The sequence below is a fragment of the Marinomonas gallaica genome, from assembly GCF_049821165.1.
GTDB classification, from domain to species: Bacteria; Pseudomonadota; Gammaproteobacteria; order Pseudomonadales; family Marinomonadaceae; genus Marinomonas; species Marinomonas gallaica.
Genome location: NZ_CP187511.1, coordinates 1,755,023 through 1,780,293 on the forward strand (window position 1 = coordinate 1,755,023; position 25,271 = coordinate 1,780,293).

29 protein-coding genes and 3 tRNA genes are annotated in these 25,271 nt (G+C 44.7%); 20 read left to right on the forward strand and 12 right to left on the reverse strand.

Annotation, left to right across the window (positions count from 1 at the left end; translation table 11 throughout):
* Positions 1-19: 19 nt before the first annotated feature.
* Positions 20-2,281: an ATP-dependent Clp protease ATP-binding subunit ClpA gene (clpA, locus tag ACPUEK_RS08200; RefSeq protein WP_067034583.1), complete on the forward strand. Its 2,262-nt coding sequence runs from the start codon at positions 20-22 to the stop codon at positions 2,279-2,281.
* Positions 2,282-2,388: 107 nt separating this feature from the next.
* Here the strand turns inward: clpA and infA are convergent, their stop codons facing one another.
* Entirely contained in the window at positions 2,389-2,607 is a 219-nt protein-coding gene (gene infA / locus ACPUEK_RS08205) for a translation initiation factor IF-1 (protein WP_055461515.1), read from the reverse strand.
* A 127-nt stretch (positions 2,608-2,734) separates the two neighbouring features.
* Entirely contained in the window at positions 2,735-3,502 is a 768-nt protein-coding gene (aat, locus tag ACPUEK_RS08210) for a leucyl/phenylalanyl-tRNA--protein transferase (protein WP_067214920.1), read from the reverse strand.
* A 469-nt stretch (positions 3,503-3,971) separates the two neighbouring features.
* Here aat and ACPUEK_RS08215 point away from each other — a divergent pair, with 469 nt between their 5' ends.
* The 7 genes from ACPUEK_RS08215 to cobA all read left to right on the forward strand — a co-directional run bounded on the left by ACPUEK_RS08215 (position 3,972) and on the right by cobA (position 12,299).
* Positions 3,972-4,853: a hypothetical protein gene (locus ACPUEK_RS08215; protein WP_067214918.1), complete on the forward strand. Its 882-nt coding sequence runs from the start codon at positions 3,972-3,974 to the stop codon at positions 4,851-4,853.
* A 103-nt stretch (positions 4,854-4,956) separates the two neighbouring features.
* Positions 4,957-7,788 (forward strand): DNA translocase FtsK, encoded by a 2,832-nt coding sequence (locus tag ACPUEK_RS08220; RefSeq protein WP_425642886.1) that lies wholly within the window; start codon positions 4,957-4,959, stop codon positions 7,786-7,788.
* A 24-nt stretch (positions 7,789-7,812) separates the two neighbouring features.
* A complete protein-coding gene (gene lolA / locus ACPUEK_RS08225; RefSeq protein WP_067214912.1) occupies positions 7,813-8,418 on the forward strand; it encodes an outer membrane lipoprotein chaperone LolA in 606 nt (201 codons plus the stop codon).
* Positions 8,419-8,421: 3 nt separating this feature from the next.
* On the forward strand, positions 8,422-9,771 hold the full coding sequence (locus tag ACPUEK_RS08230; RefSeq protein ID WP_425642887.1) for a replication-associated recombination protein A: 1,350 nt from the start codon (positions 8,422-8,424) through the stop codon (positions 9,769-9,771).
* Positions 9,771-10,142 (forward strand): fluoride efflux transporter CrcB, encoded by a 372-nt coding sequence (crcB, locus tag ACPUEK_RS08235; RefSeq protein ID WP_082866050.1) that lies wholly within the window; start codon positions 9,771-9,773, stop codon positions 10,140-10,142. The genes ACPUEK_RS08230 and crcB overlap by 1 nt, the downstream gene beginning before the upstream one ends.
* Positions 10,143-10,197: 55 nt before the next feature.
* A complete protein-coding gene (gene serS, locus ACPUEK_RS08240) occupies positions 10,198-11,493 on the forward strand; it encodes a serine--tRNA ligase (protein WP_067034565.1) in 1,296 nt (431 codons plus the stop codon).
* Positions 11,494-11,558: 65 nt separating this feature from the next.
* Positions 11,559-12,299 (forward strand): uroporphyrinogen-III C-methyltransferase, encoded by a 741-nt coding sequence (gene cobA / locus ACPUEK_RS08245; protein WP_067214905.1) that lies wholly within the window; start codon positions 11,559-11,561, stop codon positions 12,297-12,299.
* Between the two features lie 40 nt (positions 12,300-12,339).
* Here the strand turns inward: cobA and ACPUEK_RS08250 are convergent, their stop codons facing one another.
* The 6 genes from ACPUEK_RS08250 to hpf all read right to left on the reverse strand — a co-directional run bounded on the left by ACPUEK_RS08250 (position 12,340) and on the right by hpf (position 14,903).
* Complete coding sequence (locus ACPUEK_RS08250) at positions 12,340-12,660, reverse strand: TusE/DsrC/DsvC family sulfur relay protein (protein WP_067214903.1); 321 nt, start codon at positions 12,658-12,660, stop codon at positions 12,340-12,342.
* Between the two features lie 3 nt (positions 12,661-12,663).
* A complete protein-coding gene (locus tag ACPUEK_RS08255) occupies positions 12,664-12,948 on the reverse strand; it encodes a DsrH/TusB family sulfur relay protein (protein ID WP_067034556.1) in 285 nt (94 codons plus the stop codon).
* Positions 12,949-12,957: 9 nt separating this feature from the next.
* Complete coding sequence (locus ACPUEK_RS08260) at positions 12,958-13,302, reverse strand: DsrE family protein (RefSeq protein ID WP_067214900.1); 345 nt, start codon at positions 13,300-13,302, stop codon at positions 12,958-12,960.
* Position 13,303: 1 nt separating this feature from the next.
* Positions 13,304-13,696 (reverse strand): sulfurtransferase complex subunit TusD, encoded by a 393-nt coding sequence (gene tusD, locus ACPUEK_RS08265; protein ID WP_425642888.1) that lies wholly within the window; start codon positions 13,694-13,696, stop codon positions 13,304-13,306.
* Between the two features lie 79 nt (positions 13,697-13,775).
* Complete coding sequence (locus ACPUEK_RS08270) at positions 13,776-14,435, reverse strand: Bax inhibitor-1/YccA family protein (protein WP_067214896.1); 660 nt, start codon at positions 14,433-14,435, stop codon at positions 13,776-13,778.
* A gap of 150 nt (positions 14,436-14,585) precedes the next feature.
* Positions 14,586-14,903, reverse strand: coding sequence for a ribosome hibernation-promoting factor, HPF/YfiA family (gene hpf / locus ACPUEK_RS08275; protein WP_067034544.1), 318 nt, complete (start codon positions 14,901-14,903; stop codon positions 14,586-14,588).
* 247 nt (positions 14,904-15,150) lie between these two features.
* Between hpf and ACPUEK_RS08280 the strand changes: the two genes are divergently transcribed.
* The 8 genes from ACPUEK_RS08280 to ACPUEK_RS08315 all read left to right on the forward strand — a co-directional run bounded on the left by ACPUEK_RS08280 (position 15,151) and on the right by ACPUEK_RS08315 (position 20,402).
* Entirely contained in the window at positions 15,151-15,984 is an 834-nt protein-coding gene (locus tag ACPUEK_RS08280; RefSeq protein ID WP_425642889.1) for a DnaT-like ssDNA-binding domain-containing protein, read from the forward strand.
* Entirely contained in the window at positions 15,893-16,699 is an 807-nt protein-coding gene (locus tag ACPUEK_RS08285; RefSeq protein ID WP_231872522.1) for a replication protein P, read from the forward strand. The genes ACPUEK_RS08280 and ACPUEK_RS08285 overlap by 92 nt, the downstream gene beginning before the upstream one ends.
* Before the next feature lie 217 nt (positions 16,700-16,916).
* Complete coding sequence (locus ACPUEK_RS08290; RefSeq protein WP_067214886.1) at positions 16,917-17,558, forward strand: response regulator; 642 nt, start codon at positions 16,917-16,919, stop codon at positions 17,556-17,558.
* 10 nt (positions 17,559-17,568) lie between these two features.
* Positions 17,569-19,386, forward strand: coding sequence for an excinuclease ABC subunit UvrC (gene uvrC, locus ACPUEK_RS08295; protein ID WP_067214883.1), 1,818 nt, complete (start codon positions 17,569-17,571; stop codon positions 19,384-19,386).
* 45 nt (positions 19,387-19,431) lie between these two features.
* Positions 19,432-19,992 (forward strand): CDP-diacylglycerol--glycerol-3-phosphate 3-phosphatidyltransferase, encoded by a 561-nt coding sequence (gene pgsA, locus ACPUEK_RS08300; protein WP_067034529.1) that lies wholly within the window; start codon positions 19,432-19,434, stop codon positions 19,990-19,992.
* A gap of 138 nt (positions 19,993-20,130) precedes the next feature.
* A tRNA-Gly gene (locus tag ACPUEK_RS08305) sits at positions 20,131-20,205 on the forward strand.
* A gap of 26 nt (positions 20,206-20,231) precedes the next feature.
* Positions 20,232-20,305 (forward strand) — tRNA-Cys (locus ACPUEK_RS08310).
* Between the two features lie 10 nt (positions 20,306-20,315).
* Positions 20,316-20,402, forward strand: a tRNA-Leu gene (locus tag ACPUEK_RS08315).
* Between the two features lie 144 nt (positions 20,403-20,546).
* Here the strand turns inward: ACPUEK_RS08315 and ACPUEK_RS08320 are convergent.
* From ACPUEK_RS08320 to ACPUEK_RS08330, 3 genes are all read right to left on the reverse strand, one after another.
* Entirely contained in the window at positions 20,547-21,227 is a 681-nt protein-coding gene (locus ACPUEK_RS08320; RefSeq protein WP_425642890.1) for a LysR substrate-binding domain-containing protein, read from the reverse strand.
* A gap of 13 nt (positions 21,228-21,240) precedes the next feature.
* Positions 21,241-22,338 carry an ISAs1 family transposase gene (locus tag ACPUEK_RS08325; RefSeq protein WP_425641831.1) on the reverse strand — a complete coding sequence of 366 codons (1,098 nt, stop codon included), beginning with the start codon at positions 22,336-22,338 and terminating at the stop codon, positions 21,241-21,243.
* Between the two features lie 68 nt (positions 22,339-22,406).
* Entirely contained in the window at positions 22,407-22,730 is a 324-nt protein-coding gene (locus ACPUEK_RS08330) for a LysR family transcriptional regulator (RefSeq protein ID WP_425642891.1), read from the reverse strand.
* Between the two features lie 128 nt (positions 22,731-22,858).
* Here ACPUEK_RS08330 and ACPUEK_RS08335 point away from each other — a divergent pair, with 128 nt between their 5' ends.
* The 4 genes from ACPUEK_RS08335 (at position 22,859) to ACPUEK_RS08350 (ending at position 24,530) form a co-directional block, all read left to right on the forward strand.
* The gene (locus ACPUEK_RS08335; protein WP_425642892.1) at positions 22,859-23,101 is read left to right on the forward strand and encodes a DUF1127 domain-containing protein; all 243 of its coding nucleotides are present in this window, start codon (positions 22,859-22,861) and stop codon (positions 23,099-23,101) included.
* Between the two features lie 234 nt (positions 23,102-23,335).
* The gene (locus ACPUEK_RS08340; protein ID WP_425643025.1) at positions 23,336-24,007 is read left to right on the forward strand and encodes a replication endonuclease; all 672 of its coding nucleotides are present in this window, start codon (positions 23,336-23,338) and stop codon (positions 24,005-24,007) included.
* On the forward strand, positions 23,991-24,233 hold the full coding sequence (locus ACPUEK_RS08345) for an ogr/Delta-like zinc finger family protein (protein ID WP_425642893.1): 243 nt from the start codon (positions 23,991-23,993) through the stop codon (positions 24,231-24,233). Before ACPUEK_RS08340 ends, ACPUEK_RS08345 begins: the two co-directional genes overlap by 17 nt.
* 45 nt (positions 24,234-24,278) lie before the next feature.
* A complete protein-coding gene (locus ACPUEK_RS08350; RefSeq protein ID WP_425642894.1) occupies positions 24,279-24,530 on the forward strand; it encodes a DUF7415 domain-containing protein in 252 nt (83 codons plus the stop codon).
* A 20-nt stretch (positions 24,531-24,550) separates the two neighbouring features.
* Here the strand turns inward: ACPUEK_RS08350 and ACPUEK_RS08355 are convergent, their stop codons facing one another.
* The gene (locus ACPUEK_RS08355; protein ID WP_425642895.1) at positions 24,551-25,099 is read right to left on the reverse strand and encodes a hypothetical protein; all 549 of its coding nucleotides are present in this window, start codon (positions 25,097-25,099) and stop codon (positions 24,551-24,553) included.
* Positions 25,100-25,271 lie beyond the last annotated feature (172 nt).

A 25,271-nucleotide genomic window follows, 5' to 3' on the forward strand; every position in this document is an offset into this window, starting at 1 on the left:
TTTTAGTGAGGGATAAGCGATGCTAGATAAAGAACTAGAGCAAACCTTGAATAATGCTTTCAAAGCCGCTCGTGACAAGCGTCATGAATTTATGACTGTTGAGCACCTTTTATTGGCTTTGATTGACAATGCTGCCGCAAGCAAAGTGCTAGAGGCTTGTGGTGTTACGTTAGAAACCTTGAGCAAGGAGTTAGAAGAGTTCGTTGACAGCACAACCCCCCTTATCCCAGAAGACGATCAAGAGCGGGAAGTGCAGCCTACCCTAGGATTTCAGCGTGTACTCCAGCGTGCGGTGTTCCACGTTCAATCATCTGGCAAACGAGAAGTAACGGGTGCGAATGTTCTTGTGGCGATTTTCAGTGAACAAGAAAGCCAAGCCGTTTATTTGCTGCGCCGCCATAATGTAGCGCGCATTGATGTTGTCAATTTTGTCGCGCATGGCATTTCCAAGCTAGGCGGTTCAACACCAGATGAATCGATTGAGCAGGAAGATGAAGACGGCGAAGATAGTGCCAAAGCGCCACTACAGAAATACGCGACAAACTTGAATGAAGAAGCGAAAGCAGGACGAATAGATCGTTTGATCGGACGTCAAAATGAAGTTGAGCGAGTCGTACAAACGCTTTCTCGTCGCCGAAAAAATAACCCGCTCTTAGTGGGGGAATCAGGCGTGGGTAAAACCGCCATTGCTGAAGGCCTTGCTAAGCGTATTGTAGATGGCGAAGTGCCTGATGTGATAGCTGACGGTATTGTTTATTCGTTAGATCTTGGTGCTCTTTTAGCGGGTACCAAATATCGTGGTGATTTTGAGAAGCGTTTAAAGCATCTGTTGGGCGAATTGAAAAAACTCCCGAATGCGATCCTATTCATTGATGAAATTCACACTATTATTGGTGCGGGCGCTGCGTCAGGTGGTGTGATGGATGCTTCCAATTTACTGAAACCTGCATTGAGCTCAGGCCAGTTACGTTGCATTGGCTCAACAACGTTCCAAGAATTTCGTGGCATTTTCGAAAAAGATCATGCCTTGGCTCGTCGATTCCAGAAAATCGATGTCAATGAGCCGAGTGTTGATGATACCTATGAGATTTTGAAGGGCATCATCGGTGCCTTTGAAGAGCATCATAAAATTAAGTACGAAGACGCAGCGTTGAAGGCTGCGTCTGAGCTGGCGCAACGTTATGTTCCTGATCGTCATATGCCAGATAAAGCCATTGATGTAGTGGATGAAGCGGGTGCTTATCAGCGCTTGCAGCCAGAAGAGACACGCAAACAAATCATCACCGTAGAAGACATTGAAGATATCGTTTCTAAGATCGCACGAGTGCCTGTGAAAGCGGCCAACTCGGATGATAAAAAGGTACTTTCTAATCTTGAGCGCAACTTGAAAATGGTGGTGTTTGGTCAAGATGGTGCCATCGAATCCTTAGCTGATGCGATTAAGTTGTCTCGTGCAGGCCTGAAAGCCGAGCAGAAGCCGATTGGTTCATTCTTGATGGCTGGACCAACCGGTGTTGGTAAAACCGAGGTGACGCGTCAGCTGGCGAAGATTATGGGGCTTGAGCTTATTCGCTTTGATATGTCTGAGTACATGGAGCGCCATGCAGTATCGCGTTTAATCGGTGCACCGCCGGGCTATGTTGGTTTCGATCAAGGTGGTTTGTTGACAGAGGCTGTGACTAAGAACCCTCACAGTATTGTGTTGTTGGATGAGATTGAAAAAGCGCATCCTGAAGTTTTCAACTTACTGCTACAAGTAATGGACCACGGTACATTGACCGATAATAATGGCCGCAAGGCGGATTTCCGTAATGTGGTGTTAGTGATGACCTCTAATGCTGGCGCTGAAGTGCTTGCTAAAAGATCGATTGGCTTCTCTATGCAGGACCATTCAACCGATGGTATGGAAGCCATTAATAAGACCTTCACGCCAGAGTTCCGTAACCGATTGGATGCGGTGATTCAATTTAAACAGCTTGATGAGCAGGTTATCTTTAATGTCGTCGATAAATTTTTGGTTGAATTGCAAGCTCAACTTGATGCTAAAGGTGTTCTGATCGAAGTGAGTGATACGGCTCGCGGCTGGTTGGCAAGTAAAGGTTATGATCGTCAGATGGGCGCACGTCCGATGGCGCGCGTGATCCAAGAGCATCTGAAGAAACCACTTGCTAACATGATCTTATTTGGTGATTTAGTAGAGGGTGGTGTTGTCACAGTTGCATTAGATGAAGAGAAAGATGAATTGTCATTCTCCGTTAGGAAAGAGTCTGTGCGCTGTTGATGTAACATTAAGCCCTCCATGGAGGGCTTAATTCCTATATACCAAAGCACAAAAAAGCCGCTTAAAGTATTAAGCGGCTTTTTTGTAAATCACATTCTCGTCGTGTATTAGCGAGAACGGTAAACGATTCGACCTTTTGATAAATCGTAAGGTGTTAGTTCAACCTTTACTTTATCTCCGGTCAAAATTCGAATGTAGTTTTTACGCATTTTTCCGGAAATATGCGCAGTCACAACGTGACCGTTTTCAAGTTCCACACGGAACATAGTGTTTGGAAGGGTATCGACAATCGTACCTTCCATTTCAATGCTATCTTCTTTTGCCACAATCAGTGTCCTGTTCTTAATTAAGGTTAAGCATTCTCTCGCTATTTAGGCTAAAAATAGGCTTGTGATTGGCGAGTTTGCTAAAATTTCGGCCGTATTTTGCCCAAAATAGCGCTAAAAAGCAAATTTAGCCCATAAAATTAGTGATGGGCAAAGGCGCTTTATGCTTCGCTAGTGCTGCTAGCTGGCTGTTTGGGCATGGGCTGGGTATCAGTTGCTGTAACGCTCTAACAAAATCTTTTTTGTTAAGCATTTTTGCACCCAATGACGTAAGGTGCTCCGAATATACTTGGCAGTCGATCATTTGTATACCCAGATCATGCGCTAACTGGCAAAACTGCCACAATGCCACCTTTGAACCATTGTTTTTAAGAGAATACATCGATTCCCCAAAAAACATGCTCCCCATTGCCACGCCGTAAAATCCGCCGGCTAATTCGCCATCCAAAAAAGATTCAACCGAAAAAGCAAAGCCTTGCTTGTTCAATTTTGAGTATGCGTCAATGATGTCTTCAGATATCCAGGTTCCTTCATTATTTGCACGCAGTTGACGGCAGATGTCGACTGACTGCCTAAAGTCTGAGTTTACTTTCCAACTCCAGTTTTTATTTCTAAGGCTCTTCTGCAGCGATTTACTGGTATGGAAATCTGAAGGAGTGAGTGTGCAGCGTTCATGTGGATGCCACCAAAGGATTGGGTCAGGATCGCTGTACCATGGAAAGAATCCATGCCGATAAAGGTGAACTAATCGCTCAGGTTTTAAATCGCCACCGACCGCAGAAAGGCCTTCTGGGTCATCCAGAGACTTAAATGGGTCCGGCGTATCATAAATAGATTCTGTCAACAGAACGAGCTCTTTTGTGTTTTCTGAGCTTTTTTCAGTGGAATCTCGCATGAATTCTCTTAAAAAGACGTGTTGGAGTGCTGTTATTATCCACAATTCTTACCCCGTTTTACCAGTACTTAGTGAGTGAATACACTTTTTTTGGTCGCTTTGTAGGTGTTTCGTATCGAAGTCGTATGATTATTGCTTGATTTTGCATTCTGATATGCCTTTTTGGCTCCTTAGACATGAGTAAAACATGAAAAATGCAAAAAAAAATCAAAAAAAGTGTTCGTAGTGCTTGACCAGCAAAGTAAAACTTGGTTTTAATCAAGTACGTTCAGAGCGGCGAATAAAAATATTAAACGAATCGCTGTTCACGGACTAAAAATTTTTCGGTGTTGTGGGTTTGTCACAAAACTGAAATTGATAGGCTTTACTATATTTAAGTCGCTGATATCTCAGCGTTAAATGATTTTTAGGTGCTAAGCCTTTCAAAAGGTCTTGAGACCGAACATATATAATTAAAGGGGAATCTTGAATGAAAGCGATTAAACTTGCTTCTGTTTTCGCGGTATCTGCTGTTGCAGCTGCGGTATCTACATCTACTTTCGCTGTTGAGCCAGTATTTTCTGGTGAAGCGGGCATCGAATACGTTAGCTACTACGGCGAATCTAAAGATACCGGTGATCTAGCAGACGGTACGGATCTTGGTGAAGTTGAGCTATCGATCGATACTGGTGTTGTATACGCTGAGATCGAAGTTAAAACAACGGGTAATGACGAAGGCACTGATATCAACTTTGAAAAACTTTATGTGAAACAAGGTGCGGTATCTTTCGGTCGTTTTGATGGATCTGTTTCTACTGGCGCATTCATGGGCATGGATGAGCTTCAAAGTGGTGTAGATCTTCGCACAGCTCAAGGTGACACTGATAACACAGGTCTTCGTTACGCAGTAGCACCTGGTCTAACTGTAGCACTTGAAGCAACTACAAATTCTAACGATGATTCCGATATCGGCGCGGCAATCTCTTATGTTGTTGATCTAGATGCAGTCAAATTAGGTATTTCTGGTGGTGCCATCGGCGATGCTAATTCTGTAAACGTGGGCGCGCAATTCAATGCTGGTCCAGCGACTTTGTCTGCTAACTACGGTGTAGGCGAAACAGGTACAGATAATACCACTGATGTTCAACAAGCTGGTTTCGGTGTTGAACTTGCTGCGACAGATGCACTTACGCTAATTCTTCAGTACTCTAAAGATCTAGAGGGCGATAAAGAAGATGGTACTTACTTTGTTGCTGAGTACGCTGCAGGTGATCTAACGTACTACTACAAAAACTACAACGGTGATCTAGCGGCAGATTCTGCTTATGAAGGTTCTGAGCATCACACAGTTGGTGTTAAAGCATTCTTCTAAGATTTCCCTATCTTAGTAAAAGCGAAAGCCAGCCCTTCGGGCTGGCTTTTTTTATGGTAAGCTTGCACCCTAAACATTGGCTGATGACATTGGAAGGTGGCTTTTGACACAAGTAGGGCGTGAGTCTGTACGATCACTTGTCTGGGGAACATTTGCGAAGCAGGCGGCGTTTATTGCCGCAATGTTGTTTTTTCTATTTTTTGCTTTCGCGACTTATACCTACAATCCAGAAGATGCCGGTTGGTTTTATTCTGGCAGTGGTAGTGCCGTTCAAAATTCTATGGGGCCGATAGGTGCAATGTTAGCTGATTTATTGTCAGCCTTCTTTGGCAGCCTGTTTTATTCGTTACCTCTACTTTTCTTATTGGTTGCCTTTATATTATGGCGCAACCCACATCAAATGATTCCGCTTAATAATGCCATTCTCTGTTGCGTTGGTAGTATTTTATATTTGAGTTTTGGCTCCGCGCTTTGTTTTTTGCACACGGTAGGAAATGCTTCACTGCAGTTTGGAACAGGCGGTATTCTAGGGCAATCCCTTGGGCAGTTGCTTTATCATTGGATTGGCTATGATGGTGGCACTCTGGTCAGTCTTGCTTTAGTTCTACTCGCGTTTACTCTTTTAGCTCAAGTTCATTGGTCCCAAGCACTTGAATTCATTGGCGAGCGAGCGGAAATGGCTTATCTGTGGGTCATTAGGCGTTTTCAACGTGATGAGGACGTAGAAGAACAAAATGATAAATCAACTAAACAGAAAGCGAAGAAGGCTGCTGAGAAAGCAGCTAAAAAAGCAGTTGAAGAAGACGAACTAGAAAAGCCTGCTATATTCCGTAAAAAGAAAGTGGCAGCAGTGATCGATGACGAGGCCGGTCTAGATGAGACGGAAGAAAAAGTGTCTTTATGGGAAAAAATGAAAGGCAAGTTTACGCGTTCGTCTAAGATAGAAGATTCAGTCCAACTAGAAGCCAATAGAGAGCATCGAGAACCAAGTTTTGATGGACTGGACTCAGCGTCCTTTAATGACAGCGATGATACTTTTGATTTTACAGATACCTTATATGTCGAAGAAGACCATCGAGACATCAGCTTTGATGACGTCTGGGATAAGAAAGAACCTAGTGCAGTATCTGAAACAAAGTTGTCATCTGCGAACATTCAGCATAAACAGAAAAGGTTTAATGCAGAGACATCTCCTGTAGAGCAAGTAGCGATGGAGCAACAACCTTCTAGCCAGACTCGTTCGCAGCAAGAAACAGAGCTTCAATTTGCTGCGGATCAAAGTGTCGATGAGCCACCATTTATAACAGAAACAGTGGCCAAGCCACCTAAAACACAATTATCAGCGCAACCTACTCCTGATTCAGCGGCGCACAAACCTGCGGTGAAAACCTTATCTGAGGCCAAGCAACTTGATGGTCTTGGTGGACCATCGACTGAAATTGAGCGCTCTGAAGCACTTTACAGTTTGCCTGATCGAGCTGTATTAACGCCGCCGAAGCCTAAACAGGGTGGTTATACCGAAGACGAGCTGTTGGATCTTTCTGCGTTATTAGAGCAGCGGCTACAAGATTTTGGTGTGAAAGCCGAAGTTGTTGAGGTCAACCCTGGTCCAGTGATTACGCGGTTTGAAATCCAGCCTGCGCCTGGTGTAAAAGTTTCTAGAATCACCAACTTGGCCAAAGATTTAGCGCGCTCATTAAGCGTATTAAGTGTGCGAGTGGTCGAAGTGATCGCTGGTAAATCTACTATTGGTATTGAAATACCAAACCAACATCGTGATACCGTTTACTTTTCTGAAGTAATCAATACACCTATGTATGACAATGCAACATCGCCTTTAACCTTGTCACTTGGACATGATATTTCGGGTGAAGCGGTGGTGGTCGACTTGGCTAAAATGCCTCATGTGTTAGTGGCAGGTACTACCGGCTCGGGTAAGTCGGTGGGGGTTAATGCCATGATTCTCAGTATGTTGTTAAAGTCGACACCTGACGAAGTACGCATGATCATGGTCGACCCTAAAATGTTGGAACTTTCTATTTACGAAGGTATCCCACACTTATTAACGCCTGTTATCACGGATATGAAAGATGCTGCCAATGGCTTACGTTGGTCAGTAGACGAAATGGAACGCCGTTATAAATTAATGTCCAAGTTAGGCGTACGAAATATTGCCGGTTTCAATAAAAAAGTACGTGAAGCCGCGGCGGCGGGCGAGCCTATTGAAGATCCATTATGGACACCTGAAATGGCGATGTTCTCGGAAGATGGCGTGGCACGCACTGTACCTTATCTAGAGCCTTTACCGTACATCGTTATTGTCGTCGACGAGTTTGCCGACATGATGATGATTGTAGGTAAAAAGGTCGAAGAACTGATTGCTCGTATCGCCCAAAAAGCTCGTGCGGCGGGTATTCATCTAATACTAGCGACCCAGCGTCCTTCAGTGGATGTTATTACGGGTTTGATTAAAGCTAATATACCAACACGTATGGCGTTCCAAGTATCCTCGAAAATAGATTCTCGTACCATCCTTGATCAAGGTGGTGCAGATCAGCTGCTTGGACAGGGTGACATGTTGTATCTACCGGCTGGACTGCCAACCCCAATACGTGTGCATGGTGCTTTCGTGTCGGACGAAGAAGTGCATGCTGTAGTGGAGGAGTGGAAAGCACGCGGCGAGCCAGATTACATTAATGATGTGACCGTGAGTGCGGAAGAGCTTACCGCTGGCGGTGGTGAAGACAAAGATGCCTTATACGACGAGGCCGTGAAAATTGTGATAGAAACGCGTAAAGCTTCTATCTCCTCTATTCAACGACGTCTAAAAATTGGCTATAACCGAGCTGCAAACTTGGTCGAAGCAATGGAATCTGCTGGATTAGTCGGACCAATGGGAACCAATGGTCAACGAGAGATTCTGATTCCTGAGTAGGAATCCGTTACGCGAGGAAAATGTATGAGTCGTTTTATTTGTGCACTAGGCATGTTTTTAGCAGTGAATGCTTGGGCTGACACATCAGTCGATTCACTGACACAATTGCTCGAAGAAAATCGCAATGTTGAGGGTGAGTTTCGTCAAGTTACGTATAACGAGCAGGGGGAGCAAGTGCAGCACAGCGAAGGTGTTTTCTTGCTTGCAGCGCCCAATCGTTTTGTCTGGGATACGATTTCACCTTTCCCGCAGCGAATTATTTCAGACGGCGAGTGGGTTACGATTTGGGATGTTGATTTAGAGCAGGCCACACGTAAACCTTTTGCAGGAACAGTCGGTAATTCACCTGCAGCTTTGCTGGGGGATTCTGCTGCTAATGTATTGAGTCATTATGCTGTCGAAAGCGTTGGTAAGGACAGCTATAAGCTTGCGCCTAACGATCAAGAAGACTTGTTCGATTCATTAACACTGTCGTTTAATGATAAGGCGATCAGTGCGATGAGTATCAAAGATGTATTAGGTCAAACAACCGTGATTGAGTTCTCGAATATAGAGGCTCATGAAGGGGTATCAGAACAGAATTTTAATGTGGACCTACCAGAGTCCGTCGATGTAATTATTGAGCAGTAGCCAATGGACGATTTGTTTGCCTCCGATGATGTTAACCTAATGCAACCGTTGGCTGCCCGCATGCGCCCTAAAACATTAGACGAATATGTCGGGCAAGAGCATTTGGTTGGCGAAGGAAAGCCACTGCGTAAAATGGTGGAACGTCGCCAAGGGCATTCGTTTATTTTATGGGGGCCGCCAGGCGTAGGAAAAACGACGTTTGCACAGTTGTTTGCCCATTCATTGGACGCTAAGTTTATTGAATTATCGGCTGTTATGTCAGGCGTAAAGGACATTCGTGCGGCGGTTGACGATGCCAAGCAATGGCGTTTAATGACTCAAAAATCGACGCTACTGTTTGTCGACGAAGTACACCGATTTAATAAATCGCAGCAAGACGCTTTTCTACCGTATATAGAAGATGGCACGTTTCTATTTGTTGGTGCGACCACTGAAAACCCTGCCTTTGAACTCAACTCCGCTTTGTTATCCCGTGCTCGAGTGTACCGATTACAAACCCCTACAGTTGATGACCTTTTATCGGCGATGAAGCATGCTCTAAATGACTGTCGCCGAGGTTTAGGCGATCGTAATATCCAAATTAAAGATGAACAGTTAGCGATCTTAGCGCAGGCTGCAGATGGTGATGTTCGTCGTAGCTTGAACTTTTTGGAAATCCTTGCGGATTTCGTTGAGGACGGGGAAGCGGTCACTAATGCCCAGTTAGAAGATATACTAGGGGGCAGCATTCGTCGCTATGATAAAGGCGGTGATGTTTTTTATGATCAGATATCCGCGTTTCATAAGTCGGTACGAGGCTCTTCTCCTGATGGTGCATTATATTGGATGGTGCGTATGCTCGATGGGGGATGTGATCCACTTTATATCGCCCGCCGATTATTAGCGATTGCCTCAGAAGATATCGGTAATGCCGATCCAAGAGCCTTGCAGATCGGTTTAAATGCGTGGGATATATTTGAGCGAGTTGGCCCATACGAAGGTAACCGTGCGATTGCTCAAGCGGCGGTTTATATGGCGTGTGCACCAAAGAGCAATGCGTTATATAAAGCGTTTAACCAAATGATGAGTGATGTTAAAAATCAGCCTAGTTTGGAAGTGCCAAATCATTTGCGTAACGCGCCAACGAGTCTTGCCAAAGACATGGGGCATGGTGAAGGTTATCGTTATGCTCATAATGAACCGAATGCTTACGCTGCAGGCGAATCTTATTTACCGGCTGAATTGGCTAATGAGCGTTATTACATTCCGACCGATAGAGGGTTAGAAAAGAAAATTGCTGAGAAACTGGCTTGGCTTGAAGAGCAAGACTTGCAGAGTTTACAAAAACGCTATCATGAAGGAGAAAACGGGTAGTGCTTTATCTGATGGTTGCTTTAGGTGGTGCGTTAGGCGCTGTGTCACGTTATGCCTTAGCTAAATGGGTCAATGGTTTTTGGCAGGCACCATTTCCTATGGCAACATTGTCGATCAATGTACTAGGGAGTTTTCTCATGGGAGTCGCATTTGTGATCATCAGTGAGCGTATTCCTAGCGTAGAGTCACTAAGACCCTTTATTATGGTCGGCTTTTTGGGGGCTTTTACTACCTTCTCGACTTTTTCATTAGAAATTGTCTCTCTGGTGAATCAGCAGGCTTGGCTAAGTGCCTTAAGCTATTTATCATTAAGCTGTTTGTTAGGTATATTGGCATTAGCCGCAGGCGTAGGCCTTGCGCGCTTTGTTTAAGACCAATCTACAACAGTTATTTCAATATTCAACTATATAAGGTTTTGTTGCAGCGATGTTAGATATTAAAGCTCTACGGGCGGATCCAGAAGCGATTGCCGCTTTACTAAAGAAAAAAGGCTTTGATTTAAATGTGGCGACTTTCTCTAGTTTAGAAGAACGTCGTAAAGCAATTCAGATTGAAACAGAGAACCTGCAACAGTCCCGTAACGCCGCATCCAAAGAAATTGGCTCAGCAATGAAAGCGGGCGACAAAGCTTTGGCGGATGAATTAAAAGCAAAAACGGCCACATTGGGTGATGACTTATCCGCCGCGAAAGAGCAGCTTTCTCAGGTTCAAGCCGAAATGGAAGCGTTTCTTGAAAGCATTCCAAACATTCCCCATGAATCTGTACCAGCGGGCGCGACGGAAGATGACAACGTTGAAATTCGTCGCTGGGGTGAGCCGCGTACCTTTGACTTCGATGTGAAAGACCATGTTGATGTTGGTGCTGCACTGGGTATGCTGGATTTTGAAATGGCTGCCAAGATTACTGGCTCTCGTTTTGCTGTTATGCGTACTGATCTAGCTCGTCTGCATCGCGCATTGATTCAATTTATGTTGAACACACACATCGAAGAGCATAACTATTCTGAAATCTATGTGCCTTACTTAGTGAACGCTGCATCGCTACGTGGTACAGGTCAACTGCCAAAATTTGAAGATGACTTGTTCAAAGTACCCGTTGATAAAGACAGCGGCAATAGTGACTTGTATTTAATCCCAACGGCAGAAGTTCCGGTTACCAATATTGCTCGTGATGAAATTTTAAACGATGCAGATTTGCATCAGAAGTTTGTTGCGCATACGCCTTGTTTTCGTAGTGAAGCAGGTAGCTACGGCCGTGATACGCGCGGCATGATCCGTCAGCACCAATTTGAAAAAGTAGAGCTAGTACACATCTGTCGTCCTGATCGTTCTACGCAAGCGCTTGAGGAGTTGATCGGTCACGCTGAAGTCATTTTACAAAAGCTAAACTTACCTTACCGCACTGTTATCCTTTGTGGTGGTGATCTAGGTTTCTCTGCGCATAAAACCTATGACATAGAAGTGTGGCTTCCTGGTCAGCAGAAATACCGTGAGATCTCTTCTTGCTCAAACATGTGGGACTTCCAAGCACGTCGTATGCAGGCTCGCTGGCGTAACCCTGAAACAGGCAAGCCAGAATTGGCACATACTTTGAACGGCTCAGGTCTAGCTGTAGGCCGTACTCTGGTGGCGATTCTTGAAAACTACCAGAATGCAGATGGTACGGTTACTGTACCTGAAGCACTTGTGCCTTACATGGGCGGTAAGACTCTGATCGGTTAATCGGGTTTGCAACAATATTTTAAAAGCCCCCGGTGTGGGGCTTTTCTGTTTGAGAAAGAAAAATTATGACGGGTAAAGTATATTTGGTCGGAGCAGGTCCAGGTGACCCTGACTTACTAACGATGAAAGCGCATCGTTTACTTTTAGCTGCAGATGTCGTGCTTTATGATCGATTGGTCGGTGAACAAATCATTGCAATGATCCCTGACAAAGCAGAAAAGCTTTATGTCGGTAAAGCGAAGTCATTGCACAGCTTGCCGCAGGATCAAATTAATCAGTTGCTGGCGAGTAAAGCGAAAGAGGGTAAAGTCGTTGTTCGTCTAAAAGGCGGCGATCCATTTATCTTTGGTCGTGGAGGCGAAGAACTAGAAGAGTTAGTCTGCGAAGGGGTGTCATTTGAAGTCGTCCCAGGGGTGACGGCAGCAGCCGGTTGTGCCGCGTATGCTGGTATTCCACTTACACATCGAGACTATGCTCAATCGGTTCGATTTCTAACCGGGCATCTTAAAGATGGCACCACGGATTTACCGTGGGATGAGCTGGTACACCCATCACAAACGTTGGTTATTTACATGGGCTTGACTGGGCTAGAATCCATCAGTCAGTCATTGATTCGTTTTGGTATGCGTCCCTCTATGCCAGTGGCCATTGTCGAAAAAGGCACGTCAATAGAGCAGCGAGTGTTCACTTCAACAATGAAAGATGTGCATCAAATGGCCTTAGACAATGAAGTGAAGTCACCCGCTTTGCTGATCATTGGTGAAGTTGTCGCATTACAAGACAAGCTATCATGGTTTGGAAAGTAACCAATCTTTGAGAGAAGAAAGGCAGCATTCGCTGCCTTTTCTAAAGGCAATTTGCCGGTTTAGGCAATCCCGCAATTTTGGCAGCTAGCTTAGGAGGACTGCCTGGGAAAAGCTTCATGAGATAGATGCTTTTCCCTTTTTCTGCTCCCAATTCTTTTGCGACGGCTTTTACAAAAGGGCGCATGGCGGGTGACACTTCAAACTGTTGATAGAAATTGCGCAACACTGTTAAAACCGCCCAATGCTCTGCTGTGAGTACAAGACCTTCTTGTGTGGCGATTTCTTCTGCTAGGGCTTCGCTCCAATCACTGAGATTGAGCAGGTAGCCTTCTTCATCGAACTGCTTAGCTGATAATGTCATAAATCACCAAGAAACAATTTTGTCATATTGAGTGGTCAAATCGACCCACTGCGGATCAGAAATGGCCTCACCAAAAGGTACGGATAGACCGTTGGCGGTTAAATCGTGCTCTCTAAAGTAGAGAGTAACGCCTTTTTCGATCAGTTGAGTGAGCATTGATTGCTGGGTTAGGCCTCGGAGTACACCCACTTCCATTAATAATACCGCATCGCCAGACATCAAACTTAATTGCCAGTCTTGTTCGACGCTTTGTGGGTACATACTTTTATTTATTTGATACAGCTTCATGGATGCCCCTTAAAAGTGGTAGATGTCTGAATGTTGATCGAGCATGTCGAGCCAGCTTTCTTGCGCTAAAGGGGATACACCAGGCCATGTTTCAATAGCGAGCTTAGCAATCTCCTCCTGTTTTACATAAATATTCTCAATATCGTAAAACTCTAGTCCATCAAGCAGTTTGAATAAATGCTTTCCTTGTCGGACTGTTGGCGTTTGAGAGGCAATTAATAATGCTAAGGCATCACCCGTTATGGCAATGCTGATTGATTGCTCAAAGGTGCCAAAGACAAGTGCCAGATCCAGAGCTTCTTTAATGGAATTGCTGCTATAAGGGGAGCTTGACAGATAGATGAGAGTAGACATATTACTTGAACCTCATGGTGCGATCAGACTCAAGCGTCAAACTTAATAAACTGCCGAGCCCCTCTAACAGGAAGCCACTTGCAAGATTGTGTTGATCGACTTCATGACGCTTAGCTTCTGCTTCATTGAGTTCGCCACGACGTAATGCTGCTGCGATACACACATATAAAGGGATGCTGTGTTGATGAGCGAACTGCACCCACTCATCACGAATGTTGCACTCATCGCGTGGTGGCATGGCCAGCGCATTCGCTATGTTAACGGCTTCTTCGTAAAAAAAGACACCTGACAATGTATGTCTGCTGTCTTGGACGACTGCTTCAGCAAAGTCTAGTGCCGTATGGCAGGCTTTACTGCTTGTAGGGCTGCCCGTTATGAAAAGAGAGTAATTCATAGAGTTGCTTCTTAAATAAAGCAAATTTTACACATAAAAAAGGCCGCAGTCTGCGGCCTTTTAATATCCTATGGCGCGATTAGTCGTCGCTTGCCATACCGAATAGAGACAATAGGCTTAGGAACATGTTGTACAAAGAAACATATAGGTTCACTGTAGCCATAATGTAGTTAGTTTCTCCACCACGTACGATCTCACTGGTTTGCAGTAAGATAATGGCTGCAGAGAACAGTGTGAAGCCAACAGAAATAAAGATCTGAAGCGCTGGAAGTTGAATAAAGAAGCCAGCAATCATGGCAAACAGCAATGCAAAGAAGCCTATGGTGATGAAGCCATTAAGGAAACTGAAATCTTTTTTAGATATAAGCGCGTAGGCAGAAAGACCCATAAAAGAGAGTCCTGTCATTGCTAAGGCACTCATGATCAGTGTCCCACCGTTGGCCATGTTTAGATACATGTTAAGAATAGGGCCTAGTGTTAGTCCCATAAAGCCAGTTAGTGCGAAGACGCATAAAATGCCAGCGGCGCTATTTTTACATTTGTGCGTCAAAAATAGTAAACCGTAGAAACCGACCAAAGTAATAATTAAGCCCATAGGCGGTAAATTCATAACCACGCTAACACCAGCGGTAAACGCACTGAAAAGCAAGGTTAGTGATAGTAATCCATACGTGTTGCGCAGCGTCTTATTGGCCGCCTGTGACGTATGAGTCGTCGAAAGGGCATCAGTGTAACGCATGATAGTGCTCTCCTAGTTAAATTAACCTTCAATATAAGACAGACTATGCGGGCAGAAGTTCCAAAGTTCAATATTTATTGTGCGTATCTAATTAGAAACGCAAACGCCCGCTGGATAAGCGGGCGTCGAGAGTCGGGAAATCGTTAGATTCTATGAAGCTACGGCGGCTTTGTGAGTGCCAGAAGCTTGTTTGGTTTTATGTTTATCCACTTGGCGAGCTAATTTATCGATCATATTATCAATAGCGAAAAATAAGCGATCTTCAGAAGACGCGGTGGCGAATAGCTCTTTGCCGGGTAAATGTATTCGTGCTTCTGCTTTCTGTTCTTTACTGTCTTGTACAAGCGTCACGTTGACGGATGTTATTTGATCACTCAATTTGGCGATTTTGTTCATTTTTTCATTGATGTGATCTTTGATTGCTGGAGTGATGTCGACGTGGTGACCAGTAATATTTATTGTATACATGCAACTTTCTCCTCAGTAAAGTCGGCCGAATGTTGGAGAATGGAAGGTGTCCAACTCCGCGGCACAGTTTCAGCATAGGAGTCCAAAATTTCCCTGTCAACACTCTTTAACGGTAAAGAAATGTTGCTGTCACAATTTTCTGGAACACATATTTTTTATGCTTGCTTCGTAAGAGAAAAGCGAGTTATCGTGCTAAAAGCTTTGCTGTTTGGTAAACTGAATAATCCCGAACGAAATGGTCGTGTTTATGGCTGCCCCTGATTTTTTGTTACCCGTCTCGTTTAACCTAGCTTGTGAGCTTGGTCTAGAGGAAAGTGTATTGCTGACTTATTTGCAGCAGCGATCGCATCACCTTAATACTCGTCAGATGAAAATTTCTCATAGAGAATTAGTCGAAATGCTGCCTTTTTGGACTGCCCCGTATGTGGTGCGCTTACTGAGCAGTCTTCAAATGGCGCAGGTTTTACAGTTTCGTCGCTCAGACTCCGGCGTAGAAATACTATTAGAGTCTGGTGAGCAACAAGCGCACACAGATGCTCCGGCTACAAAGCAGCAGGCTGCTGCGCCTGTTACTCAGAAGCCCGCTGAGCCAAAAGAAGATGCGATGAGCAAATTGTCTCGCTTGCAAACAGAAGCCTATAATCAAGGCGCAACACCACAGCCGCAATTTACTCAACGCTCTAAACCGCAACATACTGAATCAGCAATGCCAATGCCTGCCTCGGGAAAAGATCGACGAGGTCTAACTGACTTTGATTTGTATCTTGAGGCAAAAGAACGCACGCGTCAGCCTGATCAATGGTTACCCGAAGAGGCGACATTTGAGCAAATTCAGCAGGCGGGTATAGAGCGAGAATTTGCAGAGTCTCTGTTAGCTGAATTTTTGCTAAGAATTAAAGAGCAGCGTAAAAATGTTCGTACTTGGAATAGCGAATTCTTTAAATACGTGAAACGTCAATGGCAATACAAACAATCGGATCGTCAGTCCTATGAAGGAACCGCAACCTATACAGCAAATTCTAAGTCCAATCGAGAGCAAGTTAGCAGCGCCCTCACAAACATACACGACACAGACTGGTAATACCGAGCGAGAGCAGAGCCAAGCTTCTCCAGAAGCTGAGCAGCGAACTCGTGTACTGGTGAACATGCTATTTGCTCGCTTCAAAGCGATTTACACGCATAAATTTGCCTCGGCGTATTCGACAACAGAAGAAGTTAAACTGGCTAAACGTGAATGGGCGATTGCCTTGAAAGGCTTCCAAGAGCCGCTTTTGGCGTACGCTGTCGAGCGCACCAAAGAGCGTTTTGCATGGCCACCTACTATTTCAGAGTTTTTATCGGTTATTCAAACTGCTTACAAAGCGTACGGCTTACCAGAGCCACGCCAAGCGTATATGGAAGCGTGTGGTTGCCGTCATAATCCCCAAGAAAACCGCTGGTCGCATGCCGCTGTTTATTTTGCTGGCTCGGAGACGGGCTGGCACTATTTAAGCACCGAAGATGAGCGCACGACTAGGCCTATATTCGAAAAGCATTACACGCGCTTAGTCGATAAAGTGATCAATGGCGAGAAGTTGGTAATACCGAAACCAGTCATGATAGAAGACAAGTCGGCTCCTGTTCTTGACGACCTGTTAAATGACTTATCTAAGCAGTTAAATCTAACAGAAAGTGATATAGCCCCGCACTTGTACTACTTGTACAAGACCAAAGGCACAAAGATTCGCGTTTTGTACCGTGAGCGAGCGCAAGAGGCGCTTAAGGCATTGGGTTACAGGGGGCAGTTGCCTAACTAGAAGCTTATGCAAATATGTGATTAAGTGAACTTAAAGGTATTTCTTTAACAAAAACTTACATATAAGGGTTTGCTTTAAGTTATATTGACAAAAAGTATGGTGAAAACTGACGTTTTACCTTACAAATAACTACGTTGAGTAAGACATTACTTCTTTTCGAAAAGTTTCGTAAACGATAACATTGTATACAGGGTTTCGTGCTTTATATGAGGTAGAGATGCGTAAGGTTCTGATTGTCGACGATCACACCATGGTGTGTGAAGGGATAAAGCGTGTCATTGAAGACATTCCGAGCGTGAATGTATGGGGAACCGTACACAGTGGTGAGGACGCTCTTAAGGTGCTGAGAAATGAACGCATCGACATTGTTTTAATGGACGTGCATATGCCTGGTATCGGCGGTCTTGGCGCAACGCTTGAGATTAAACGCTTATACCCTGATACAAAAGTCATTGCGTTATCTGGTACAGATGATGCGCCTTATCCAGCAAAGATGATGGAAGCGGGTGCAAGTGGCTATGTCGCAAAAGGTTCAGATCAGTCTGAACTAGTTGAAGCACTTGAAACGGTTATTCAAGGCAAACAATACCTTTCACGGGTTGTTGCCCAAAAAGTAGCGTTATCTAAAACGACCAAGAATGGGTCTGATTCACCGTTTAGTGAATTGTCTGAGCGTGAACTTCAGGTGGCACAAATGATCGTCGATTGTGTGAAAACAAAAGAGATTGCGGATAGGCTTCATGTATCTGACAAAACGGTCAGTACCTTTCGTAAGCGTATTTTCACCAAGCTTGAAATCCAAAGTGATGTTGAACTCGCGCGGCTTGCTATGCGTTACAATGTGCTTGGTCTAGTTTAAAGGTAATTGAGTGTCGCAAGACTTTGATCCAAAATATTTCGTACAAAATCTAACAACGCGTCCAGGTGTATACCGCATGTATGGCGAAGGCGAATTGCTGTACGTCGGTAAAGCGAAAAACCTCAAAAATCGTGTGGCTAGTTATTTTCGAGCAACAGGCTTAACGACCAAAACCATGGCGTTGGTCAGTCGTATCGACACCATAGAAATTGCGGTTACAAAAAGTGAAACTGAAGCCTTACTCCTTGAGCAAACCTTAATTAAGCAACATCGTCCGCCATACAATATCTTGTTGCGTGATGATAAGTCGTACCCGTACATTTTAATCTCAAACCACGATCACCCGGCCATTCTATTCCGTCGTGGTGGTAAGTCTAAAGAAGGTCGATTGTACGGCCCTTTTCCGAGCGGTACCGCCGTTCGCGAAAGCATGATTGCCATGCAGAAAGTATTTCGTGTACGTCAATGCGAAGACTCGGTTTACAGTAATCGAACTCGCCCCTGCCTTCAGTATCAAATCAAACGTTGCTCAGCGCCTTGTGTCGGGATTATCAGTGATGCCGAATACGCAGAAGATGTTCATCATGCTCATATGTTCTTGCAGGGTAAAAACCAAGAGTTAACCTCTGAGTTAACTGATAAAATGACTGACGCCGCGGCGGACATGGAGTTTGAGCGTGCGGCGGCATTGCGTGATCAAATTATTCAACTTAAGCATGTGCAAGAAGAGCAGCACGTTTATGGCCAAACCGGCGATGCAGATATTATTGCAGCGCTAATTCAGCCTGGCGGTTTTTGTGTGCATGTAATGATGGTCAGGCAGGGTAAGGTAATTGGCAGCAAAAGCCACTACCCTAAAATGCCCATTGAGCTGAATGAGTCCGAACTGTTGTCTTCATTTATCGCGCAGCTTTATATTGGTGGCGCTCAAGAGCTGCCAAAATCTTTGATTCTTAGTCATCCCATTGAGGATGAAGAGACCATCGCCAATGCCTTGCTTGAAACCACGGGCAAAAAAATAGAAGTCACGCACAGTGTGCGAGGCCAGCGTGCTCGCTGGCTTGACTTAGCGAAACTTAATGCAGAGCAGGGCCTTCAAGCGCGCTTAACAGACAAGCGTAACCATTTTAGTCGTATTACAGCATTGCAGAAAGTGCTCGGTTTTAAAGAGCCGCCTTTGCATATGGAGTGTTTCGATATTTCTCACTCCAGCGGTGAAGCGACAGTCGCATCTTGTGTGGTCTTTGGCCCTGATGGACCGGATAAAAAACGCTACCGTTCGTTCAATATAGAAGGGGTTGAAGCAGGCGATGATTATGCCGCGATGCATCAAGCTTTAACTCGGCGTTATAAGCGAGTCAAAGACGGCGAAATTGATGCGCCTGATGTGTTGCTAATTGATGGTGGTAAAGGCCAACTGTCACAAGCAGAAGCGGTTCTAGCTGAGCTTGGTCTCGTTGATATATTTTTGCTTGGGGTGGCGAAAGGGGATACGCGTAAACCGGGTTTAGAAACCTTGTATATTGGTTCAAAAGAAGACGAAGTGGTTTTGCCTCCTGATTCGGCGGCTTTGCATCTGATTCAGCATATTCGCGACGAAGCGCATCGGTTTGCGATAAAGAACCATCGTCGTCGTCGAGATAAAAAGCGCAGACATTCTGTACTAGAAGATATTCCAGGCGTTGGGCCGAAACGACGTAAGGACTTGCTTACTGCATTTGGCGGTTATCAAGAGCTGTTAGCGGCATCACAAGAAGATATCGCGAAAGTCAAAGGTATCGGTGGAAATAAAGCGCAAGAGATATACCTCTACCTTCATAAAAGTTAAGCTAAGCCTATCTTTCAGCGTTGGGCATTCTTTTTAAAGGCTTTTATGAATATTCCAAATTTTCTTACGTCATTACGTATCTTCTTGATTCCGGTTCTTATTGTTATCTACTACCTACCTTGGGAAGGGCGTTATTATGCCAGTGCCGCGATATTTGGTATTGCTGCCATCACCGACTGGTTAGACGGCTTCCTCGCACGCGCACTGAATCAATCTACACCTTTTGGTGCGTTCTTTGATCCGGTTGCTGATAAAGTGATGGTGTCAGTGGCATTGGTTATTCTTGTGGCTGCATACGATAACCCTTTAATGACGCTGGCCAGTGCGGTGATTGTTGGGCGTGAGATTGTTATTTCTGCATTGCGTGAATGGATGGCTGAGATGGGCAAGCGTGCAAGCGTTGCTGTGTCATTTGTCGGTAAGTTCAAAACCACTATGCAGATGATCGCGATCTTTATTTTATTATCAAATGCGCCGGGAACAGGGTGGGCAGATTTTGGTTTATTTGTGCTGATAATTGCAGCTCTGCTAACGCTTTGGTCTATGTATATCTACCTAAAAGCGGCTTGGCCTGAGTTGAGTGCGAGTAAATCGAACGATTCTTAGTCGTTGTTGTATAAGGAATAATCACGATTGGTTGAAGATTGAGCGATTCTAAAAAAAGTGACTAAGTTAGCAATTTATTTAGTATTTTCTCTTGACGTATGAATCAGTTCATATAGAATACGCTCCATCTTTTGAGACGCGGGAATAGCTCAGTGGTAGAGCACAACCTTGCCAAGGTTGGGGTCGCGAGTTCGAGCCTCGTTTCCCGCTCCAATCTCTTAAGAGTTACTGATATATGAGGCCGGATGGCAGAGTGGTCATGCAGCGGACTGCAACTCCGTGTACGCCGGTTCGATTCCGACTCCGGCCTCCATCAGTACCAAGCCCGGGTGGCGAAATTGGTAGACGCACAAGACTTAAAATCTTGCGATAGAAATATCGTACCGGTTCGATTCCGGTCCCGGGCACCATTTGGTGCCTTTTTTTATGCCTGAAATTCTTATCTAACTATTCTTTAGTTCACTCTCATCAAAGCTTTCAGCCTGTTTCCTTATAGCCAGTGCTTTCTGATTTTTCAGACTTGTTTTTAGCACATGGACTCACGCGCCTTTTATCTAATTCGAAACCTTCACTTCTTTCATTTCTGGATGATTCCGTAAATACAGCTTCCAAGATTGCTTTATCGCTTTGACTTCTGTTTCTAGCCAATGTTGAAAGTTCTGCACTTTTTGATATTTAAAATGCGGTGCTGGGGCGACAAGGTAGAAGTCATATTGAGACTTCATATAAATAGGAATGGGACAGATCAGTTGCCCTTTTTCGATTTGGTCATACACCAACCCATAACGGGCCATTGCAAGGCCTTGGCGAGAAAGCAGAGCCTCTATGAGCGTGGTGGAATCCGTTGTATGCAAATGGGATCTCATTGGCAAATCATACATCTCTAAAAAATGCTGCAGAACTGGCCATACATGCTTTACGTCGGGCCCCGTGTCCGTAATAACGGGAATATTTCCAATTTGCGCTTTTATGGGCTCATCCATATTGATCAAAGACGGATGACAGACGAGCACCAAATGCTCCTCGAATAAGGGTTTTGACATAAGCCCTTCGTATTGCCCACGTCCTAAGCGAATGCATAAGTCTAAATCGCTATCAGAAAACGTTGATAGATCGGAATCAAGATTAAGGCGGAGCTTTATATCGGGCGCTTGAGCTTGAAAGCCGCCTAAGCGCGATACCAGCCAACGACTCGAGAAAGAGGGTAGAGAACTGATCACCCAGGGCTCGAGCATACTTTGTTCTTTTTTAACCAAACAATAATTGAGCACGATAATCATCGCTCCAAGTAGCTCTTTTTAGCTTCTGCCGTTGGCTCGGTGAATCATCATTACATTGCCTAAGTATGTTCATCACAAAACGTTTGAATAGAGCCATATGCTCTACCGCATCATCCATCACGATTCTTGACTTATCTTCATTAAACACGACATCCAGAACATAGTGCTGACTGTTTTCAATACGCCAGTGTTGGCGTATGTAATGATGCAATGACTTATGTTTAGGCGATAAAGAGCTCACATAAAACGACGTGTCTATCGTTGTTTTTCCTTTGACCGTTCTAAGCCTCTCTACAGCGATGATACTGCGTACAGTGGGCCACTTCTCAGACAACTCCGGCGGGAATTTCGCTTTCAGTTGAAAGACATTTCGCTCTTCTGTTCGCCCATGTCCTTTTTCTTTCAACTCTATAACAGGCGTGGCTTTCGGCTTTTTAAAGTACGCCTCAAATTGCTGTTCAATCGCTTTTTTTAGCTGCCCTTGATTGCCTTTAACCTGAACCACAACATGACCTTTTTGCTCCCTAATTTGCTCTAGCGTTTCTCTCTGGCAATGCAGTGCATCAACCGTCACCACAGCCCCTTGAATATTTAACACACTCAACATATCTCGTACTGTCGTGATTTCGCTTGTTTTCGTGGCCGTAGCTTTCTGACTTAAAACTAAGCCATTTTCAGTATCGTAAGCTGTGACAAGTTGAAGAGCTGATTGCGGGTTCCCTCTATAAGCTCCTCGTAGCACTTTTCCATCCAATGCGATCAAGGGTTTTCCTTGTGATTTCCGGTTCTCATTAACCCAATTGATTAATGCTTCCAGTAAGGTTTCTGGCACCAGGCCCTTTAGAATGCGAGCAATAGTGTGGCGTCTTGGGATACCATGTTTAAATGCTCTATACTGTTTCAGCCATTCAGACTTCCCATTCCCATACGTTTCGATATCTTGCCAACCTTCGGCGCCAGCCATAATGGCGGTGATAACGAGAAACATGACATCCACTAAATCATGTTTTTGGTTAATATCAGAGCGAGTTTCTTTAATAACAGATAGATGTTCGATAAGAGTCACGGAATGAAGCCTGTTTGATGAACTACAAGCGCTACAATACAGGTTTTGGCAGGCTTGAAGCTAGTTCTTCAAAGTATGCTCGCGCCCTGACTGATCACCGGCGTATTCGGGTTAGGATCTTCTGTGATGCCTTTAATGCCTTCTTCTAAAAGTAGGAAAGCTTTCTCCACATAGTCCGATAAATACTGACCTTCCGCCGTTAAACTGACTTGGCGAGTGTGTCGCTCAAACAGCTCAACCCCTAAAGTTTGTTCTAAGCTTTTGATTTGTTGACTTACGGCGGCTTGCGTCACAAATAGATGCTCAGCGGCTTTTTTAAAGCTTAATGTCTGCGCAGAGTGGCGGAATGCGAGCAAGGATTTAAGAGGCGGTAAGGCGCGACTCAAAGACATCTATCTCTCCTATGAATAAGTTTTTCTAAATCATAGTCTGCTTTTTATCGTTTGTCCTATGGCAGCTTATTGTTGATTATTTAATCACAAACCAAGCCCAGCGATAATGAGAACACAGGAGAAACGTGATGAAGACGAATCCAGAGGTACAATTGAAGTGCGTTAATCCTTGCACGATCGGCGTAGCATCAAATGAAAGATATACATTAGGTAAAATTAAAATAAACGCATGGAAGCAGCTTTTTAAAAAAGTGGCCCACAACTGGCGCACACGGAGTAGATTGCACATGTTAAACGAGTCGCAACTGAAAGACATTGGGCTCACAGCAGCCGATGTTGATCAAGAAACCCACAAGCCATTATGGAAGTGAAAATCCAGTATTGCATGAGCAAAATGAATATAAAAGCCACTTATATTACTGATTATAAGTGGCTTTATGGTCTTTTATAAACGGTCGCGTATCACGAGCTACTTTCTCGTTAGTTCTTTGGTCAGTCATTGAAAGGCAGTTAAACTGCTTTTCTTAAATACCTAAGCAAGTTAGATGCAATTTTCATCGATGTAATTTTCATCTGACCCTAATAGCTAAGAACACCGCGTTACCATCGAAGACATCGACAAAAGCAAAGGCTCTGCGGTGGGTTACATCGCTAAATACATCGCCAAAAACATCGATGGTGAGTTCATCGACGGCGATATCGAAACCAACAAAAGCGGCAAAGAAGCCGCCGAGCGCATCACAGCATGGGCACGCCGTCATCGGATCCGTCAGTTTCAGTTTCTAGGTGGTGCCTCTGTTACCGTTTGGCGTGAACTGCGCCGCCTGAAAATCGACAACGCACCGGCTAGCTGCATCGATATTTACCACGCCGCCAACCGCGCCGACTGGAAACAATTCATGAACCTGATGGGTGGTCCATTCGCGGGCCGCAATCAAACCCTAAAAACGCATTACGTTGAAAACGAAGAAAACCAATACGGTGAAATCACCAAGTCGATTAAAGGCGTAGAAACGCTAATCGATGTGGTGGAAACCCGACTGTATGAATGGACCGTGCAGCGCAAAGGGTCTGATCTTTTAAAGAGCGGCGAAGCCGGCTCTTCTTGGACTCGTGTCAATAACTGTACGGAGGTCCTGAAACCCCGTCGAGGTTCAGGGAAAACCGAGGTACCCAAGCCGCAATACAGCGGCGTACCAGAAGACCGGCTAAGGGCATTCGCCGCCCACGCCATTAATCCAGATTTAGCGGGGGTAACGGATGGCATTTCGCATTGAATGCCCGCATTGCAAAGGCAAAGCGGTGATAACCAACAGCAATGATTTATCTGATGGGCTGAAAGACGTATTCGTAAAAGACCTATACGTGCTATGCCTTGGCCGCTGTGGTGCTCGCTCGGTAATCGGCGCTTATTTCAAACACTACGTAAACCCGCCACAGCCCACCGTCATGGAAATGGCCAAAGCACTGGTGGAACAAGAACAAATGAAGTTGGGGGTGTAGGTGAAAGGCTTTGCATGCAAGGGCAACAAAGAGGTAATCACGGAAATGGAAATAAAAACCATCGACTGGAATCAGCTTGCAGAGCTGGGGCTATTGGGCCGCATCAATACCGAGATTTTGCACCCGCTAGGGTTGGCTATATCGCGCAACCCTGCAACCGGTGCCAGCGAGAAAATCATGGTATCGAACGACGGCAAATGGGAATACGACGCAGCAACACAAGCACTGATACCACAGCTATCCGACGAGCAAATCGAGCAACGATTGCTAGAAATGATCGGTGGTACCAGAGTGTGAAGCGTGACATGTCACAAATTCTACTTTGGTATTCTTCGGCTTAGTTCTTCAGGGAAGATTAGGCGTCCTTCTAGGTTTCGGCTTCGTGCGGTTTGGATAATACTGCTAGCTCCCTTTTGAAGTTGCAGCATAATCTCTGTACGTAGAAATGGGTCATTTTTGCTAAGAGAGCGTTCAAAAAGCTCTGAAATTAAGCTGAGACTTTCAAGAGCTGAACGAAGAGGAGCAAAATCTTTATCAACAGCACCAATTTGATAATGATTTACTTTAGCAAAGAGCTGTTCTTTTTGCTCTGTGTAGCTTGGAAGCCATTCCTTATTGCGCCAGTCAATATAGATCGAAGGATCGCGTTTTTTATTATCGTTATAGTTTGAAACTAAATCCGTCAAGCTTGCGAGATAGAAATTACTTAAGTCAAGAATTAGCTGATCGCGTTCTGATTCACTAGCAATTGGGCGTTCAGCGAAAGGTACTTCTTTTGGGGGGTTAGCAGAATTGTCGCCGCATGCAGTCAAAACAATTAGCGATGTAATTAAAACAAGTGTCCTAGTTAGAGAGCGTTTGAACATGTCCTTATCCTCCTTAATGTCAAAGCGGTAGGGACTATAAAGTAAATGACTAAAGATTTGAAACGTGACATGTCACAAAAGGTAAAAAAGAAATGAATTTGACAACAACGCATACACGGGGCCATACTTCGCCTGCACTAGCAAAATCTAGTGTCGGAATTGGCGTTCCGTT